This window comes from Pseudomonas paraversuta, assembly GCF_904063065.1.
Classification (GTDB): domain Bacteria; phylum Pseudomonadota; class Gammaproteobacteria; order Pseudomonadales; family Pseudomonadaceae; genus Aquipseudomonas; species Aquipseudomonas paraversuta.
In genome coordinates this window covers 545,392-562,581 of record NZ_CAJFCL010000002.1, presented here as the reverse complement: position 1 = coordinate 562,581, position 17,190 = coordinate 545,392, and the positions used below count along the sequence as shown (strand labels likewise).

The window sequence follows — 17,190 nt, the reverse complement described above, 5'->3', positions numbered from 1 at the left end:
CATGTTCAAGCTCCTGCTTCGTTTGTATCTGGTAACGACGGTTACCTTTGCTGCTGCCATCTATGCCGTGCCTGAACTGGTGGTGACGCTGTTCCATGAGCGTTTCGTCAGCTACAACGCCGATATGTCGCGGGGCATGCAGACCCTGCTGGTCAAACAGTTTCAGCAACTCCCCGTCGGGCAGTGGCCGGACCTTGCCCGGGATCTGGACGCCCAGTTCAAACCCATACGCGTCAACTTGCTGCCCATCAACGACCCCAAGTTCACCCCCAAGGAGCAACACCAGCTGCAGCAAGGGCAGGGCGTGATACGCATCGGCGACTGGGGCTGGCGCACCCTGGTGGTCTCGCCGCTGAACCGGGAGCAGGCCATCGAGTGGGTGATGCCCCCTGATCCGCTGGAAATGAATCTGTTGTACTGGGGTATCAACGTCTTGATCGGCGCTGCCTTGCTCGGCGGCTTGCTGCTCTGGATGCGCCCGCACTGGCGCGACCTGGAGCGTCTGAAACACACCGCGGCGCGCATTGGCCAGGGACAGTTGAGCGAGCGCACGCAAATTTCACCGCGTTCAAACATTTATGCCCTGGCCACGGTGTTTGACACCATGGCCCAGGACGTTGAAAGCCTGCTCAATCAGCAGCGCGACCTGCTGAACGCAGTTTCCCATGAGTTGCGTACACCCCTGACGCGACTGGACTTCGGTCTGGCCCTGGTACTGTGCGACGACCTGCCCGAGGCCAGCCGCGAACGCCTGCAATTACTGGTCGGACACATTCGTGAACTGGATGAGCTGGTACTGGAGCTGTTGTCTTTCAGTCGCCTGCAGAATCCCCGGCTGGCACCGGAGCGGGTCGAGGTATCGCTGGACGAATTTATCGACAGCATCCTCGGCAGTTTTGATGAAGAACTGGAGACCCCCGACATAGTGCTGGATGTGCGCCTGCACGGGACTCAACAGCGCTTTGCCCTTGACCCGCGCCTCACCGCCCGGGCCCTGCAAAACCTGTTGCGCAATGCCATGCGCTACTGTGATCGCCGAATTCAGGTGGGCGTAAACGTAACGCCACAGGGCTGCGAACTATGGGTCGACGACGATGGCATCGGCATACCGGAGCCCGAACGCGAACGGATTTTCGAGCCGTTCTATCGTCTGGACCGCAGTCGGGATCGGGCAACGGGAGGTTTTGGTCTGGGGCTGGCAATCAGTCGACGCGCCCTGGAAGCCCAGGGCGGCAGTTTGAGCGTGGAGCAATCACCCTTGGGTGGTGCCCGCTTCAAATTATGGTTGCCCGGTTAATGAAGCCGGTCATTGCTGCGCGGCTCAGATAGAGCGGCGCTGGCGGCTCACATGCTTGAGGCCTTCGATGATCAGCACCACCACCGCGAGCCAGATCGGACCATAGGTCAGCCACTGACCCTCTTCAAGACTGTCACCGAGCAACAGGGCCACGGCTACCAGCAGCACCGGCTCGACATAGCTGAGCAGGCCAAACAGGCTGAACGGCAACAGGCGACTGGCCAGGATGTAAGCAAAGCCTGCTGCTGCACTGATAATCCCCATCAGCGGCACCAGTGCATACAGGGCCTCGCGCTGGGCGCCCAGATCTACATGGGGGCCTGCCATCACGAACCATAGCGAAACCGGGACCATCAACAGCATGTCCAGCCACAGACCGCCGAGGTTGTCGATACCGATTTTTTTGCGCAGTACGAAGTACATCGGGTAACCGATGGCGACCACCAGGGTTGTCCAGGAGAAACCGCCGGTGCGGTACAACTCGTTGGCAACGCCGATAACGGCCAGGGCCGTGGCTATTTTCTGCAGGTGCGACAGGTGTTCACCGTAGACGATGCGACCGGTGAGGATCATCGTCAGGGGCAGCAGGAAATATCCCAGTGACACATCCAGACCGTGCCCGTTCAGCGGCCCCCACATGAACATCCACAGCTGTAGGCCGACCAGGAAGCTGGTGAGCAATACGCAAGGAATCAGTAGAGGTTTATCGCTTAAGCGCTTGAAAATGATGGGAACCCATTTCCAGTCGCCGGAGAGGCAGATAAAGAGTGTCATGAATGGCAGCGATATGAGTATTCGCCAGCCGAAGATTTCCTGACCATCAAGGGGCCAAAGAAGAGAAGTGAAGTAGTACAGGACGCCGAACAAGCAGGAAGCCAAAATCGATAGAAAAATGCCTTTAGACACAACAACCTCAATGGATCTACAACGTTACTCGTTTGAGTGGGAACATAGCTTGAGGCTGTTCAGGGTCGTTGGCAAATGTCTTTTAAACCAACTACTTGGGACTGATTCTTGTTGGGTGCGCTCAAGAGACAAAACGCCAAGCAAATACTGGGCCAAAGTCGTTTTAAACGAGCGTTCGTGTTTCTGAAAAAAAAGATAAACGGTCTACCGCCACCGGGCAGTCGCTGCCGGGGCACGAGGCTGCGAGGTCTTTCAGGCCCCGCATACCTGGCCCCCGGACCTCACACCGAGCGACGTTGGCGCACCAGATGCTTGAAGCCTTCAAACATCAGAACCAATACCGCCAGCCAGATTGGCAAATAGGTCAGCCATTGTCCGGCGCTGATACTTTCCCCCAGCAGCAGCGCGACAATCACCAGCAATACCGGCTCTACATAGCTGAGCAAGCCAAACAAGCTGAATGCCAGCATGCGACTGGCCAGAATGTAGCTGATCAATGCCAGGGCGCTGATGCCCCCCAGCAGCGGAATAAGCGCATACAGCGCCGGGCGATGGCTGGCCACAGCGAATCCTTGCTCACCGCTCTGCACAAACCACCAGGCCACCGGCACCAACAACAGCATATCGACCCACAGGCCGCCGAGGTTGTCCGTGGCTGCGCGTTTGCGCAATACGAAGTACAGCGGGTAACCGATAGCAACCACCAGAGTGGTCCAGGAAAATCCGCCGACCCGGTACACCTCGTTGGCGACCCCGAGGGTGGCCAGAGCCGCAGCGATTTTCTGCAAATGCGATAACTGCTCGCCATAGACCAGGCGCCCGGTAAGAAGCATGGTTAGAGGCAATAGGAAGTAGCCCAGCGAGACATCGAGGCTATGGCCGTTAAGCGGTGCCCACAGAAACAGCCACAACTGCACCCCCACCAGTGCGCTGGACGCCACCAGCACTGCCCACAGCCGGGGTTGCTGACGCAGCCGCGAGACGATCACCGGAACCAGCCGCCAGTCACCGGAAAAGCACATGAACAGAGTCATGCAGGGCAGGGTCAGGAGCATTCGCCAGCCGAAGATTTCGGCGCCGCTCAAGGGCCAGAGCAGGGACGTGAAGTAATACATGACACCGAACAGGCTCGATGCCAGAACTGATAAGACAATACCTTTGGACACAACAGCCTCGTTGAAACGCACATTCTGATTATTGGAGGTGCATAGCTTGAGGCTCAGCGGGCCGAAGGGCAAATGGCTTGCTCACATTGGCCTCTGCAGGAGCGAGCTCGCTCCTGCAGAGGCCAAGGGGGTTTATGCCTGAGTCATGCCGCGGGTCATGCGCAGCGCCAACAGGCTGCCGCCCACAATGACTGCCGCCAACAGGTACAGGGCTACGTCGGTGGAGCCCGTGGCGTCTTTGACAAAGCCCACCAGGTACGGGCTGAGAAACCCGGCCATCTGCCCCATCGAGTTGATCAGCGCCAGGCCGCCCGCTGCCGCACCGGCACTGAGCATGGCGGTCGGCACCGGCCAGAACATTGGCAAACCGGTCAGGGCACCCATGGTGGCGATGGTCAGCCCCAGAATGGCGATCACCGGCTGGGCTGCAAAATTGACGGCAATCACCAGGCCCAGTGCACCCATCAACATAGGCACCACCAGATGCCAGCGGCGCTCTTTGCGCAAGTCCGCAGAACGGCCCACCAGCAACATGAACACAGCCGCCAGCAAGTAGGGGATAGCGCTGATCCAGCCGATCACCAGGGTATCGCTGAAGCCCATGTTCTTGATGATCGACGGCAGCCAGAAGTTGATCGCGTATACGCCGCTCTGGATGCAGAAGTAAATCAGACCGAACGCCCAGATGGCCGGGTTCTTGAATACTGCGAGCAATGAGTCGGAGGTGGTTGCAGGTTTGTTCAGGGCGTCCAGGGCATGGTCCGCTTCCAGCACTGCGCGCTCTTTTGCACCGAGCCATCTGGCGTTGGCAAAACTGTCACTGAGCAAGAAAATCGCCAGTGCGCCCAGCACAACCGTCGGCACCCCTTGCAGCAGGAACATCCACTGCCAGCCGGCGAGACCGCCCTGGCCCGCGGCAAAGTGGCTAAGGATCCAGCCGGAGAAAGGGCCGCCAATCAGGCCCGAAACCGGAATGGCACACATGAACAACGCCATGATCCGGCCGCGGCGGAAGGTCGGGAACCACTGCGAGAGATACAGCACCACCCCGGGAAAGAACCCCGCTTCAGCCGCGCCGGTGAAAAAACGCAGGGTATAAAACCCGGCAGGGGTGGTGACAAACATCAGGCAGGTCGACAGCAGGCCCCAACCGATCATCATTACGGCGATCCAGCGCCGTGGCCCGAATCTGCTGAGGGCCAGGTTGCTCGGCACGCCGCACAGCACGTAGCCGATAAAGAAAATCCCGGCGCCAAGGCCGTATACCGTCTCGCTGAACTTCAGCGCGTCGAGCATCTGTAATTTGGCGAAGCCAACGTTTACCCGGTCCAGGTAGTTAAACAGGTAGCAAATGAAGATGAAGGGGATCAAACGCAGGGTGATGCGTTTGTAGATGGCGTTTTTATCGTCATCGCTGATCAGCGATGCGGCGGCGCTCTGTGACATCTTATGTCTCTCTTTATTATGATTTTTCACGATCCGAGGTTAACGTTGATCGCGTGTTGAGTCTCGGCCACACCAACGCTGCTGTCTTTGTGCCCCTGCACAGGTTTTATCCGCGCCACCTGTGCCCGTGAACAAATGCCTACAAGGATTTTCACCCTATGTTCGAACTGGATCATGATTTGGCACAGGACATCGTGGATCGCGCGATGGCCATCTTGCCGTACAACGTAAATGTCATGGACAGCCAGGGCCTGATCCTTGGCAGTGGCGAGCCTGAGCGTATCAATACCCGGCACGAAGGGGCGCAGTTGGTACTGGCCAATGGACGGGTGGTGGAGATCGACGAACAAACCGCCAAGTGCCTCAAGGGGGTACAACCGGGGATCAACCTGCCGCTGTTGCTCGATCAGCGCCTGATCGGCGTACTGGGCCTCACCGGCGATCCGCAATTGCTACGCACCTACGCCGAGCTGGTGCGCATGACCGCCGAGATGCTGGTGGGCCAGCGCTTTCAGCAAGCCGAACAACAATGGCGACGCCAGCGCTGTGATGATCTGGTGGCCTTGCTGCTCAGTGAAGGCGGCGATTCCGCGCGCTTGATCGATGAGGCCCGGCAATTGGGGCTAAAGCCACAGTTATCGCGCATTCCGTACCTGTTTGAACTGGGCAGCGGACAAAGCGCCGAGGCCTTGAGTGCCTGGTTGCAATCGCGCTTCCCCGACAGCTGGTGCGTGAGTCCGGCCACCGGCTCACTGCTGTGGTGCCGCCCGGCAACGGCGGCGCTGGATGACCTGCGCCTGCTGGAAAAGCTCGACGCACAGGGCTGGAAGGTTTTGCGCATTGCCGCAGGAGGGCAGGCCGATGCTCTCAATGGCTTGCGCCGTTGTTATCGTCGGGTCGGCGACCTGTTGGCCTACGGTCGTGATGTATTGCCGCAGACGCGACTGCTTAGCCTCAATCGCTATCGCCTGCCGGTCATGCTGTGGCGTCACCGCAATGACGATGCCCTTGAAGAATTGCTTGGCCCGCTGCACAAAGTGGTGGCCAAAGACGGCAACGGCCAGTTGATCGCGACCTTGCGCAGCTGGTGTGAGCACGATGGCCAGAGCCAGGCGTGCGCCGATGCCCTTGGCATTCACCGCAACAGCCTGCGCTATCGCATGGAGCGCATCGCCGAACTGAGCGGTGTCGACCCGTTGAGTCTGAACGGCATGCTGGCCCTGTACCTGGGCGTGCAACTGCTGCCCCAGAATCTCTAGGGTCAGCCGCGTCTTGTAAAAATGAACAACAAAGGCCGTTATTGCTTGTGCACCAGACTGGCGTGTTTGCAGTCAGTTGCTGGCAGCATGGATGCCATAAGAACTGGAGATGCGCCCCATGAAAATCGTGATTGCCCCCGACTCGTTCAAAGACAGCCTGAGCGCTGAAAAAGTCGCTGCTGCCATTGCTGCCGGTTTCGCCCAGGTATTGCCACAGGCACAGTTGATCCAGTGTCCGATGGCCGATGGCGGAGAAGGCACCGTGGAGGCGATCGTGGCCGCAGGCAATGGCCAGTTGCGCCGCAACCAGGTGCAAGGCCCGTTGGGCGCAGCGGTCGAGGCCCACTGGGGCTGGCTGCCGGACAGCCACACGGCAATCATTGAAATGGCCGAAGCCAGCGGCTTGCAACTGCTGACACCGGGACAGCGCGATGCGTGCGTCAGCAGCACCTTCGGCACCGGCCAACTGATCGGGGCGGCCCTGGATGCGGGCGCCCGGCGCATCATCCTCGCCATCGGCGGCAGCGCCACCAACGATGCCGGCGCCGGTGCGTTGCAAGCCTTGGGCCTGGGGCTGTTCGACGAGCAGGGCCAGCCCCTGGCACACGGCGGCCTGGCCCTGGCCGGACTCGCCCGTATCGACCTTGCAGGCCTTGATCCGCGCCTGGCCCAGGTGCGCTTCGAGATTGCCGCAGACGTCAATAACCCCCTGTGTGGCGAACACGGGGCATCGGCCGTATTCGGCCCGCAAAAAGGCGCGTCCCCTGAGCAGGTCCAGCTACTGGACAAGGCCCTGGGGCATTTTGCCGATCACTGCGCCCGGGTCTTGCCCAGGGATGTTCGCCAGGAGCCCGGTTCGGGGGCTGCAGGCGGTCTCGGCTTTGCCGCCAAGGCGTTTTTCGCCGCGCAGTTTCGTGCCGGAGTTGAAGTGGTGGCCGAACTGGTGGGCCTGGCCGAAGCGGTGCAGGGCGCTGATCTGGTGATCACCGGCGAAGGCCGTTTTGATGCGCAAACCCTGCGCGGCAAAACCCCTTTCGGGGTAGCGCGCATCGCCCGGGCTCAGGGTGTACCGGTGGTGGTACTGGCCGGCACTCTGGGCGAGGGCTACCAGGCCATGTACGAGCACGGGGTCAATGCCGCATTTGCCATCACCAGCGGCCCGATGAGCCTGGAAGACGCCTGTGCCCGGGCCGAGCAATTGCTCACCGACCGGGCGCGGGACATTGCCCGCCTGTTGAGCCTGAAACCGGGCCCGTATTAACCCGCACCCGTCTTGATTGACCGACCTGTGTAGTCGCTGACGAGATTCGAAGGCTGCGAGCTTTCTGGTTGTGACACCGCAGGTGCTTTTTGATACCGCCACAGGTTTTCTGTGTGGCCGTCAAGCAAGGTCCTGCGGACCTAATCGCAGCCTTCGAGCCTCGTCAGCGACCACCGGCAACCTGGCGGTTTGCCATGGCCGGTATGGCTTCGGGGCACGATCGTGTAAGCTTCGTGGCTCTTCGCATTCGACCCTTAGCGAGCCCTATGCCGTCGCTCTTCAAACGCTCTTTGCTGCCCAAGCTACGCAGCTTCCCGATATCCGCCGATGCCTTGAGCATCTTGCCCGGCGCGGCTGACTTTCGTCGGTGCCTGCTGGAGCAGATCGCGGGTGCACGCCAGCGCATCACGCTGGTGGCTTTGTACCTGCAACAGGACGAGGCCGGACAGGAAATTCTCGATGCCCTGCACGCAGCCAAAGCCGCCCGTCCCGAGCTTGAAATCGTGGTGCTGGTGGACTGGCTGCGCGCCCAGCGCGGACTGATCGGCGCCGGCAAGCAGCCCGGCAATGCCGCCTGGTATCAGGCGCAAACCGCTGCCCATGCCAGCCACGTGCCGATTTACGGGGTGCCGGTGCAAACCCGGGAGCTGTTCGGGGTACTGCACCTCAAGGGCTTTATCGTTGACGACTGTGTGATTTACAGCGGCGCCAGTCTGAACAATGTCTACCTGCACAAGTTCGACAAGTACCGGTTCGACCGCTATCACCTGCTGCACAACAAGCAGCTGGCAGACTCCATGCAGCACTTCATTGAACAGGACCTGATTCAGACCAGGGCCGTGCATCGCCTGGACCTGCCATCATTGCCTTCAACCCGCAGCCTGCGCAGTGCCATCGGCGATTTTCGCAGCCACCTGAAAAAAGCCAGCTACGACACCAGCGCCGGGGTCAGCGGTCACTTTGGCCTGTCGGTCAGTCCGCTGCTGGGGGTCGGCAAGAACAATCCCCTGAGCCGGGTGATCTGTGAGCTGATTGCCAGCAGTCAGCAGCAACTGACTATTTGCACGCCCTATTTCAACCTGCCGCTACCCGTGACCCGGGAGATCAATCGGGCCCTCGAACGAGGGGTGAAAATTGATATCGTGGTCGGCGACAAGACCGCCAACGACTTCTACATCCCGCCGAGCGAGCCGTTCAAGGTCATCGCGGCATTGCCTTATTTATATGAGATGAGCCTGCGCCGGTTTGCCAAAAAACATCAGTCCATGATCGATAGCGGCTTGCTCAACCTGCACCTGTGGCGTGATGGCGACAACAGCTTTCACCTCAAGGGGCTGTGGGTCGATGACCGCTATACCTTGCTCACCGGCAACAATCTGAACCCCCGAGCCTTCCGTCTGGACCTGGAAAACGGCCTGTTGATCGATGACCCGCGCCGCGAACTGCTGGAGCCGCGAAGCAAGGAGCTGGCAGCGATTTTTGCCAACACCCGACGCATAGAGAGCTACAAGATCCTGGAATCCATGGCCGAGTACCCGCCGGCCGTGGCCAAGTTTCTGCGCCGGGTCAGCCGGGTCCGGATTGAACGCCTGCTCTACAGGATCCTGTAGATCGTCAATTGCTGGCGGAGCATTGCTGCCCGCCAGTCGCCCTCAAGGCAGGCCCGGGATATAGGCGATGCTGCCTTCGGCGCGCCGATGCAGCAAACGCTCACCGTTATCAGGCTGACTGATAACCGCCTGATAATAGCTGCCTGACGCGCAGTTCAACCGGCTGATTCAAACCGGAACAGGCTAAGGGCTGGCGGGTAGCGGCGAGGTGAAGCCAATGTGAAAAAAATGCCGTACCTGTTGTTTGAGGGCGGCAATTTGCTTACACGCTGAAACCTATTCGCTACCAATTACGGTTGACCTCTGCGGTTAATCGCAATCACGTATTTAATCAAGCGCAAATGTGCTCCAGGGCCCGACAAATCGGGCCTGAGGCGATTTGTCGCAGGCCTGCGCCGTTACCGCCCGGTTTGGCTGCCTGCAAGCAGACAGGGCCACTACCGGGGGGCTGTCCGGCCGTGCGGGCAGCAGGTGAGAGTGTTAAATTGCGCACCCATGAAACGCGTCTACCCCACAGCAATCGTGCGTACTTGAGCCAATGGCCCGGGCGACGTACACCCCTGTTGCGTACTGCGCAGGGTGAAGGCTTTTGTTTGTAGTAAAAGCCGCTTAAAGGAACCTCATACATGAACGAATTACTGACTCGCCGCCATGTCGTTGCAGGACTTGGCGTGCTCAGTCTCGGTTTGCTTGCCGGCTGCGACATGGGCAGCGGTTTGTCATACAAGTACGCAAAAGACCTGAGCAATGAAATCATGGGGCGCAAGTTCAAGTTGCGTGATGCCGAAGGCAACGAAATGATGCTGGGCAGTTTCCGCGGCATGATGCCGATGATTTTCTTCGGTTTCACCCAGTGCCCGGCCGTGTGCCCGACCGCGCTGGCCCGTGCTGCCCAGGCCAAGAAGCTGATGGGCCCGGACGGTGACCGGTTGCAGGTGGTGTTTATCACCCTCGATCCGGAGCGCGACAAGCCCGCCATGCTCGATGCCTATGTCAAAGCCTTCGATCCGACGTTTATCGCGCTGTCCGGGACGCTGGAAGAAACAGCGGCCACGGCTAAGGAATTCAAGGTTTTTTACGAGAAAATCCCTACCGGCGACTCCTATACCATTTCGCACACCGGCACCAGTTTCGTCTTCGACTCCCGTGGCGTGCTGCGCATGGGCCTGTCACCTTCGCTGTCGGCCAAGCAGTGCACCGAAGACCTGCTCACCGTCATGTCAGTCTGCTGATTTCACGCACCTTTGAACGAGCCACTTCTATGAAACCCGTCAAGTATCTGTTGCTGTCCCTGCTGGGCATGAGCCTGCATGTTTCCGCGCAAACCGTGGTCGATGATGCCTGGGTCCGCGCGACCGTTGCCGGCCAGCCCTCGAGCGGTGCCTTCATGCACATCACCGCGAGTACCGACAGCAAGCTGGTCGAAGTCAAATCCCCGGTTGCCAAAACGGTGCAGATCCATGAGTCGACGATGAAAAATGACGTGATGAGCATGCAGCAAGTGCCATCGGTGGCATTGCCGGCCGGCAAGACCGTCGCCATTGATCCAGAGGGCTATCACGTGATGCTGATGGACCTGAAGGGCCAGATCAAAGAAGGCGACAACGTGCCGCTGACCCTGATCGTCGAAGACAGCAAAGGGGTCAAGGAAGCCATTGAAGTCACGGCCAAGGCCCGCGCCCTGAACAGCATGCAGATGGACATGCATGACCACGGCGCCATGCAACACTAACCCCCTGTAGGAGCGAGCTCGCCTCGCGATGGCGCCGCACGTATTGACTGACTCACCGCCATCGCTGGCAAGCCAGCTCCCACAGAATTTGCACCGGCACCCCGCACCCTGTAGGAGCGAGCTTGCCTCGCGATGGCGCCGCACGCATTGACTGACTCACCGCCATCGCTGGCAAGCCAGCTCCCACAGGATCTGCACCGACACCCCGCACTCTGTAGGAGCGAGCTTGTCTCGCGATGGCGCCCACAGGATCTGCAAGCAACACCCCATATTCTGTAGGAGCGAGCTTGCCTCGCGAGCTCTTCATTGCTGCGTTGAAGGGCTCGCGAGACAAGCTCGCTCCTACATCCAGTCGCCCGGCGTCAGTGCCGCCCGGCGGTTAAAAACGCCCGCTCAGGGGGTATTCAACGGCCAGCCGGACTTGATCGGTATCCAGTTCGGCCTGGGCCGTATTGCCCCGATGCACGTTATGGCGCAGTGACAGGATGGTGCCCTTGGCGGTACCGCTCTGGATCACATAACGCGCTTCCAGATCCCGCTCCCAGTGCTTGCCGCCCTTGCCGTAACCCAGATACGCATAACCGCCACGGGGGTCGACATGACTGCCGTCGATCTGGCTGCCACGCACATACGCCGCGCTGAACACCAGGCCGGGCATGCCCCACGGCGTCATCCCCAGGTCGTAGCGGGCCTGCCACGATTGTTCATTCGGCGCGTTGAAGTCAGACAGTTGTACGGCGTTGGTGAGAAAAATCGCACCCCGCGTCACATAGTCGAACGGCGTATCGCCATGCACCTTCTGATAACCCAGGCTGAAACTGTGGGGGCCTTGAGCGTAGGTGCCCATCAGGCTCCAGGTGGTGTTGTCGATATTGCCCGACAGTGCCTTGCCTTCATCGGTGGTGCGATACAGGTTGAAGTTGTAGGTCAGCGAGCGGTTGTCATCAATCGCCTGGCTGTACAGGGCGCCCAGGTACTGCTGGTTCCAGGTGTCCTCGTAGCGCGAGCTGTAAATGCTGGCACTGAGGTTTTTACTCGGCGTATAGACCACCCCGGCCAGGTCGAAGGCATCGCCTTTGGGCCCGTTGGAGTAATTGACCACAAAGCCTTGATCGTGACTGCTGGCGTTACGGTCGGTGCTCCCGGTGAAATGCCCGCCGACCATCTTCAGGGCAGTGAATTCATTGCTGGTGAGAAACACCCCGGTGGCGGTTTCCGGCAGCAGGCGGCTGTCGGAGGAACTGAACACCGGGGTTTTGACCCGTTGTTCGCCCCAGGACAGCACGGTGTCCGACATGCGCAGCTTTATCGCCGCGCCGCCCCGGCCGAAGTTGTCCTTGGGGTAGCCGTCGTTATCCAGCCCCAACAGGCGCGCCTTGCCAGCGCGGCCACCACCGCTGTCCAGTTTGACCCCCAGATAGGCGTGGGCATCCACCCCGACCCCGATCAGGCCCTGGGTGAACCCTGATTGCAACGTGCCCATCAACCCGTAGGCCCATTCCTCGGCATAACCATTGCGTTCGGCGCGCGGTTTATAGGCATTGCGCGCTCCGCTGTTGCGTGCGCCGTGGCGATACTCGCGGCTGTCGTAAACCGTGCGGTTGACCAGGCTCCAGGTGCTGTCTTCGACCATGCCCGCGGACCGATCCTGGGCGCCCGGGTCGGCGAGGGCCATGGGGCTGGCGAGGGCCAGCAGCATCGCAGATCGCCAGCGGACTTTGCTCACTGCCCGGCCTGCAGTTTTTGCAGGGCCACATGTAAACGCTCAAGGGCCCTGGCCGGTAGCGTTGCAGGCAGTACCGCAGGCTGCGGCCCGGGCTCACCGACCTGAATCAGCATCACCATGCCCATGGCCAGGTGGGGAACGCATTGAATACCGTAGAGCCCCGGCACAGTGAAGGTTTGCTCGATTTGCTGATTGATCTTGCCAGCGAAGGGTTGCGCGCCTTCGGGCAACAGTCCGGGCAAAGTGGCGGCGTTATGACCGGTTTGGGTGGCAACGAATTTAACCGTATCGCCGGGAGCTATGTGCAAATAATCCGGCTCGAACACCATGCCCGCAGTAGCACTGCGGGTAAGCATCTTCACTTCATGGGTTTGCGCCAGTGCCGATGAGCAGAGCAGGGCCGCACTGAGCAACAGGCTCAGGGATGAAATACGCATGTCGGGCTATCCATATAGGCTTTGAGGAGTAACGCAGTCGCAGGGTCAGAAGCCCGCTAAAGTAGCCTGCGGGCGCTGCGCTGTCTGCTCGAAAAGGATTCAGAAATACTTCAGCAGGCTAATGTCGCGACGACGGGCCTTTAACCCGGCAAACCAGCGCACCGGCAGGTAAAGCGCAATTGCCAGCAACATCGCCGTCAGCCACACCGAGCCCATGCCGTCGAAACCGAAGTAGTTGCCCTGATTCAGGCCGAGCAGGCCAGCACTGAGCAGATAGAGCACTTTGAGCACATACAGATGCAGCAGATAGAAAAACATCGGCGCCGCGCCAAACACCGCCAGCATGGCGATCCATTTGCTCTGTTGAACCCGCTCGAAGGCCAGTAACAGCAACAGTCCGACGCCCAGGGTCAGGGTCAGGAACAGCAGCGAAGGCGGGTACTTGGTGATGTTGAAAAAGCTCATCAGAGTCTGCAGGTGAGTGCCATGGGCCACCCAGTGCGCCTCGCCGTAACCGTTGAACAGGCGCAGTGCGACAAAACCCAGCAGTGCCCCTGCACCTGCCAGCAACAGGTAGCGCTGGCGCTCGGCAGCCGAAGCAGTGCGGGCGAACCAGGGCCCCACGCAGTAGCCCAGGGCAATCACCCCGATCCATGGCAACACCGGATAGGACGTGCGCAGGCGCAAGGTGTCGGAAAACTCTATCCAGCCGCGGTCATGCAAAATCGCCCAAGGCACATGCAGCGTCGAATCGGCAGCGAAGTGCAGGCTGTCCAGCAGGTTGTGCCCACCGATGATGCCAAGGGCCAGCAATAGCAGGACGGGCCGCGGCAACCACACCAGCGCCGCCAGAGCGAGCATGCTCAGGCCGATGGCCCAGATCACCTGCAGGTATATCACCGAAGGCGGGAACTGGAAGGTCCAGGCGAAGTTCACCAGGGTCAACTCCAGTAGCACCAGAAACAGCCCGCGTTTAAACAGAAAGACCGAAACGTCGCGCTTGCCCTGATATTTCTCGCCATACAGATACGCCGAAAGGCCGGTGAGCAAGACAAACACCGGGGCACACAGGTGGGCAAGGGTACGGCTGAGAAACAGCACCGGCTCGGTACTGTCGATGTTCATCGGGTCGGCTACCTGGCGGTGCAAGAAAAACGTTTCGCGCACGTGGTCCAGCAACATCAACAGAATCACCAGACCCCTGAGGGCATCGATGGACAACAGGCGCTGACTTGAGGGTGGAGCTTGGACTGGGGTGGTCATCAAGGGATCACAGACAAGGGGAGGTCATAAGGGGTGGTTACCTTATAACATTTCTAGTTGTGATGTCATCCCTATGGGAAAGATTCCCAATAACCCCGGCTTCGACGGCATTGGTTTACACGACGCTGGTCAGGCCACCATCCACAAACAGGGTTTGTCCGTTGATGAAATCCGAAGCCGGCGAAGCCAGAAATACCGCGGCACCGCACAACTCCTCGACCTGGCCCCAGCGCCCTGCGGGCGTGCGTTTGCATAGCCACTCGGAGAATTGCTGGTCATCCACCAGCGCCCGGTTCATCTCGGTGGCAAAGTACCCGGGGGCCAGGCCATTGGCCTGAATCCCGTGGCGTGCCCACTCGGCGCACATGCCTTTGGTGAGCATTTTCACGGCACCTTTGGACGCGGCATAGGGCGCGATAGTCGGCCGGGCCAGTTCGCTTTGCACCGAACAGATGTTAATGATCTTGCCGCGACCACGGCCAATCATGTGCCGTGCAACCGCCTGGGACACATGGAACACACCGTCCAGATTGACCCGCATCAGCTCATGCCAGTCCTGGGCAGTAAAGTCTTCCAGTGGCGCACGGCGCTGCACACCGGCGTTGTTGAGCAGAATATCGATGGGCCCGGTCTCGGCCTCAAAGGTGTTGATTGCCTCGAACAGTTGCGCCCGATCGGTGACGTCGAATACCGCGAACTCGGCGTTGATACCTTCGTCGATTAATTGACTGGCAACCCGGCGGGCTTTGTCCATATTGCGATCATTGATCACCACCGTTGCCCCGGCAGCGCCCAGGCCCCGGGCCAGCGCCAGGCCGATGCCTTTGCCTGAACCGGTGATCAGGGCCCTGCGGCCATTGAGCCCAAAGCTCGCGAGATTGAATGACATGCTGTTCTCCCGGGCCGTTTATTATGTTCGAGGGCCCGGTTGCTACTTCACCCCAGGCCGGGGGTAGCGTCCAATCGTCATTGATGATCTGGTGATCAGCTATTTTGATCAGTGCCCCCAGAGACCCTTTTCAGCGGAGCACCCAATTGGAAATCAAACATCTCAGATCATTTGTGACCCTGGCCGAAGAGCTGCATTTCGGCCGTGCGGCGCAGCGTCTATCCATCGTGCAACCGGCCCTGAGCATGCAAATCAAGATGCTTGAAGAGGAACTGGGTGTGCGCCTGTTCGAGCGCAACCGGCATTCGGTCATGCTCACCCAGGTGGGCGCGGTGTTTTTGCCCGAGGCCCGGGCCACGCTGCATCAGGCCGCCCATGCGGCGGATGTGGCCAGGGCTTCGGGGCGCGGCGAGATCGGCCGGGTGCGCTTTGGTTTTGTGTCCTCGGTGCTGCCGCAACTGTTGCCGGCACTGGTGCGGGCACTGCATGCACGGTTGCCGCGGGTTGAACTTGAACTCAAGGATATGCCGGGGCCGGATCAGGCCACTGCATTGAAAAACGGCCAGCTGGATTTCGGGCTGATGCGCTTGCCCGCCGCGATCCCCGGGATCCACACCCGCGAGGTGCTGCAGGAGAGCTTTATCCTGGCACTGCCCGCCGATCACCCGCTGGCCGCGTACGACAAGGTGCCGGCGGCCGCACTTGCCGGGGTATCGGTATTGGTCCTGGCCAGACGCTACGCGCCGGGGTTCTACGATGAACTGATGCAATCGCTCAACAGTCATGGCCTGCAGTTGCAAATAGCTTCGGAACTCGGGGAGTTCACCACCATGCTGGCACTGGTCTGCGCCGGGCTCGGCATTGGCCTGCTCCCGGCCAATGCCGGACGAGCATTACCGGCCAATGTCATCGCCAGGCCACTGGAGCTGGGCAGCTATCGGGCAACCACCGGCCTGGCCTGGGTGGACCTGGACAGTGCGGTAAAACTCACGGTGTTCAACCTGCTGAACGAGATCCTGTAAGGCCGGGTGCGTCCACCGCCCCCTGAAAAAACTCCGGGCAAATCCTCGGCACGTACGTCAACCGCTGCGGTCAATGGTTTGAAGGGGCCATGAATCCCCGTACAGGATGAGCGCCATGTCCGACCTGTTGCCCCCAGACCTGCACTATGTCGATGACACGCAGCCAGGTATCACGCGCAAGAAACTGCGCGGCAAGTTTGCCTACTTTGACCCGCACGGGCAGCGCATCAGCGATCCCGGGGAAGTTCAGCGGATTAACGCCCTGGCCGTTCCGCCGGCCTATACCGATGTCTGGATCTGCGCTGACCCGCGCGGCCATATGCAGGCCACCGGCCGTGATGCCCGGGGCCGCAAACAATACCGCTATCACGTTCGCTGGCGGGAAGTGCGCGATGCCGATAAATACTCCCGGCTGCGGGACTTTGGCCTGGCCTTGCCGAAACTGCGCCGGCAACTGGACAGCCTGCTGGCGGCCCCCGGTTTCAGCCGCGAAAAAGTCATGGCCACGGTACTGACTTTGCTCGATGCGACCCTGATCCGGGTCGGCAACAGCCAATATGCCAGGGACAACCGTTCCTACGGCCTGACCACCTTGCGCAGCCGGCATGTGGAGGTCAGCGGCAGTACCATCAATTTCCGTTTCCGCGGCAAAAGCGGGGTAGAGCACAACATCTCCGTGAAGGACCGGCGTGTGGCGCGGATCATCAAGCGTTGTCTGGAGATTCCGGGGCAAAACCTGTTCCAGTACCTGGACGAAAATGGCGAGCGCCACACTGTCAGTTCTTCCGACATCAATGCCTGCCTGCACAGCCTCACCGGCGCGGACTTCACGGCCAAGGACTACCGCACCTGGGCCGGCAGCGCCATGGCGTTATCGGTGTTGCGCGAACTGCAATGGCAACCGCAGGCCGATGCCAGGCGGCATGTGGTGGACATGGTCAAGAGCGTTGCCAGGCATTTGGGCAACACTCCGGCAGTCTGCCGCAAGTGCTACATCCATCCGGCCGTACTTGAAGGCTATGTAGCGGGCGCCCTGGCCGAACTGCCCCGTCCCCGAGTGCGCAAGGGGCTCAAGGCAGAAGAAGTCGGTCTGGCGATGTTCCTTGAAAAGATGCTCGAAACGGCCCCGGCCGGGCAATAGAAGGAGCCCGTGCGGGGCCGTGGCTCGTCCACCGA

15 protein-coding genes are annotated in these 17,190 nt (G+C 60.2%); 8 read left to right on the top strand and 7 right to left on the bottom strand.

Annotated elements, in window-relative coordinates; genetic code table 11:
- Nucleotide 1 precedes the first annotated feature (1 nt).
- Entirely contained in the window at nucleotides 2-1,297 is a 1,296-nt protein-coding gene (locus JQ845_RS05685) for an ATP-binding protein (RefSeq protein WP_003445451.1), read from the top strand.
- A gap of 24 nt (nucleotides 1,298-1,321) precedes the next feature.
- On the opposite strand, the gene rarD (JQ845_RS05680) is transcribed toward JQ845_RS05685, so the two are convergent.
- From rarD (JQ845_RS05680) to JQ845_RS05670, 3 genes are all read right to left on the bottom strand, one after another.
- A complete protein-coding gene (gene rarD / locus JQ845_RS05680) occupies nucleotides 1,322-2,203 on the bottom strand; it encodes an EamA family transporter RarD (RefSeq protein WP_003445453.1) in 882 nt (293 codons plus the stop codon).
- Between the two features lie 281 nt (nucleotides 2,204-2,484).
- On the bottom strand, nucleotides 2,485-3,369 hold the full coding sequence (gene rarD / locus JQ845_RS05675) for an EamA family transporter RarD (protein ID WP_003445455.1): 885 nt from the start codon (nucleotides 3,367-3,369) through the stop codon (nucleotides 2,485-2,487).
- 132 nt (nucleotides 3,370-3,501) lie between these two features.
- Nucleotides 3,502-4,815, bottom strand: coding sequence for an MFS transporter (locus tag JQ845_RS05670; protein ID WP_003445458.1), 1,314 nt, complete (start codon nucleotides 4,813-4,815; stop codon nucleotides 3,502-3,504).
- Between the two features lie 158 nt (nucleotides 4,816-4,973).
- On the opposite strand from JQ845_RS05670, the gene JQ845_RS05665 reads away from it, so the two are divergent.
- From JQ845_RS05665 to JQ845_RS05645, 5 genes are all read left to right on the top strand, one after another.
- Nucleotides 4,974-6,074, top strand: a complete 1,101-nt coding sequence (locus JQ845_RS05665) for a sugar diacid recognition domain-containing protein (protein WP_003445464.1) — start codon at nucleotides 4,974-4,976, stop codon at nucleotides 6,072-6,074.
- 118 nt (nucleotides 6,075-6,192) lie between these two features.
- Complete coding sequence (locus JQ845_RS05660; protein WP_003445465.1) at nucleotides 6,193-7,335, top strand: glycerate kinase; 1,143 nt, start codon at nucleotides 6,193-6,195, stop codon at nucleotides 7,333-7,335.
- Between the two features lie 266 nt (nucleotides 7,336-7,601).
- On the top strand, nucleotides 7,602-8,945 hold the full coding sequence (gene pssA, locus JQ845_RS05655) for a CDP-diacylglycerol--serine O-phosphatidyltransferase (protein ID WP_127195415.1): 1,344 nt from the start codon (nucleotides 7,602-7,604) through the stop codon (nucleotides 8,943-8,945).
- Between the two features lie 626 nt (nucleotides 8,946-9,571).
- Nucleotides 9,572-10,177 (top strand): SCO family protein, encoded by a 606-nt coding sequence (locus tag JQ845_RS05650; RefSeq protein ID WP_003445473.1) that lies wholly within the window; start codon nucleotides 9,572-9,574, stop codon nucleotides 10,175-10,177.
- Nucleotides 10,178-10,206: 29 nt separating this feature from the next.
- Nucleotides 10,207-10,677, top strand: a complete 471-nt coding sequence (locus JQ845_RS05645) for a copper chaperone PCu(A)C (RefSeq protein ID WP_003445475.1) — start codon at nucleotides 10,207-10,209, stop codon at nucleotides 10,675-10,677.
- A 379-nt stretch (nucleotides 10,678-11,056) separates the two neighbouring features.
- On the opposite strand, the gene JQ845_RS05640 is transcribed toward JQ845_RS05645, so the two are convergent.
- The 4 genes from JQ845_RS05640 to JQ845_RS05625 form a co-directional block, all read right to left on the bottom strand.
- Nucleotides 11,057-12,376 carry an OprD family porin gene (locus tag JQ845_RS05640; RefSeq protein ID WP_203008724.1) on the bottom strand — a complete coding sequence of 440 codons (1,320 nt, stop codon included), beginning with the start codon at nucleotides 12,374-12,376 and terminating at the stop codon, nucleotides 11,057-11,059.
- Nucleotides 12,377-12,399: 23 nt separating this feature from the next.
- A complete protein-coding gene (locus tag JQ845_RS05635; protein ID WP_203008723.1) occupies nucleotides 12,400-12,840 on the bottom strand; it encodes a pseudoazurin in 441 nt (146 codons plus the stop codon).
- A 99-nt stretch (nucleotides 12,841-12,939) separates the two neighbouring features.
- A complete protein-coding gene (locus tag JQ845_RS05630; RefSeq protein ID WP_202210717.1) occupies nucleotides 12,940-14,103 on the bottom strand; it encodes a DUF1624 domain-containing protein in 1,164 nt (387 codons plus the stop codon).
- A gap of 115 nt (nucleotides 14,104-14,218) precedes the next feature.
- Nucleotides 14,219-14,992 (bottom strand): SDR family NAD(P)-dependent oxidoreductase, encoded by a 774-nt coding sequence (locus JQ845_RS05625; RefSeq protein WP_203008722.1) that lies wholly within the window; start codon nucleotides 14,990-14,992, stop codon nucleotides 14,219-14,221.
- A 146-nt stretch (nucleotides 14,993-15,138) separates the two neighbouring features.
- On the opposite strand from JQ845_RS05625, the gene JQ845_RS05620 reads away from it, so the two are divergent.
- A complete protein-coding gene (locus JQ845_RS05620) occupies nucleotides 15,139-16,014 on the top strand; it encodes a LysR substrate-binding domain-containing protein (RefSeq protein ID WP_161718651.1) in 876 nt (291 codons plus the stop codon).
- Nucleotides 16,015-16,129: 115 nt separating this feature from the next.
- A complete protein-coding gene (locus tag JQ845_RS05615) occupies nucleotides 16,130-17,155 on the top strand; it encodes a DNA topoisomerase IB (protein WP_003445486.1) in 1,026 nt (341 codons plus the stop codon).
- Nucleotides 17,156-17,190: the final 35 nt, after the last annotated feature.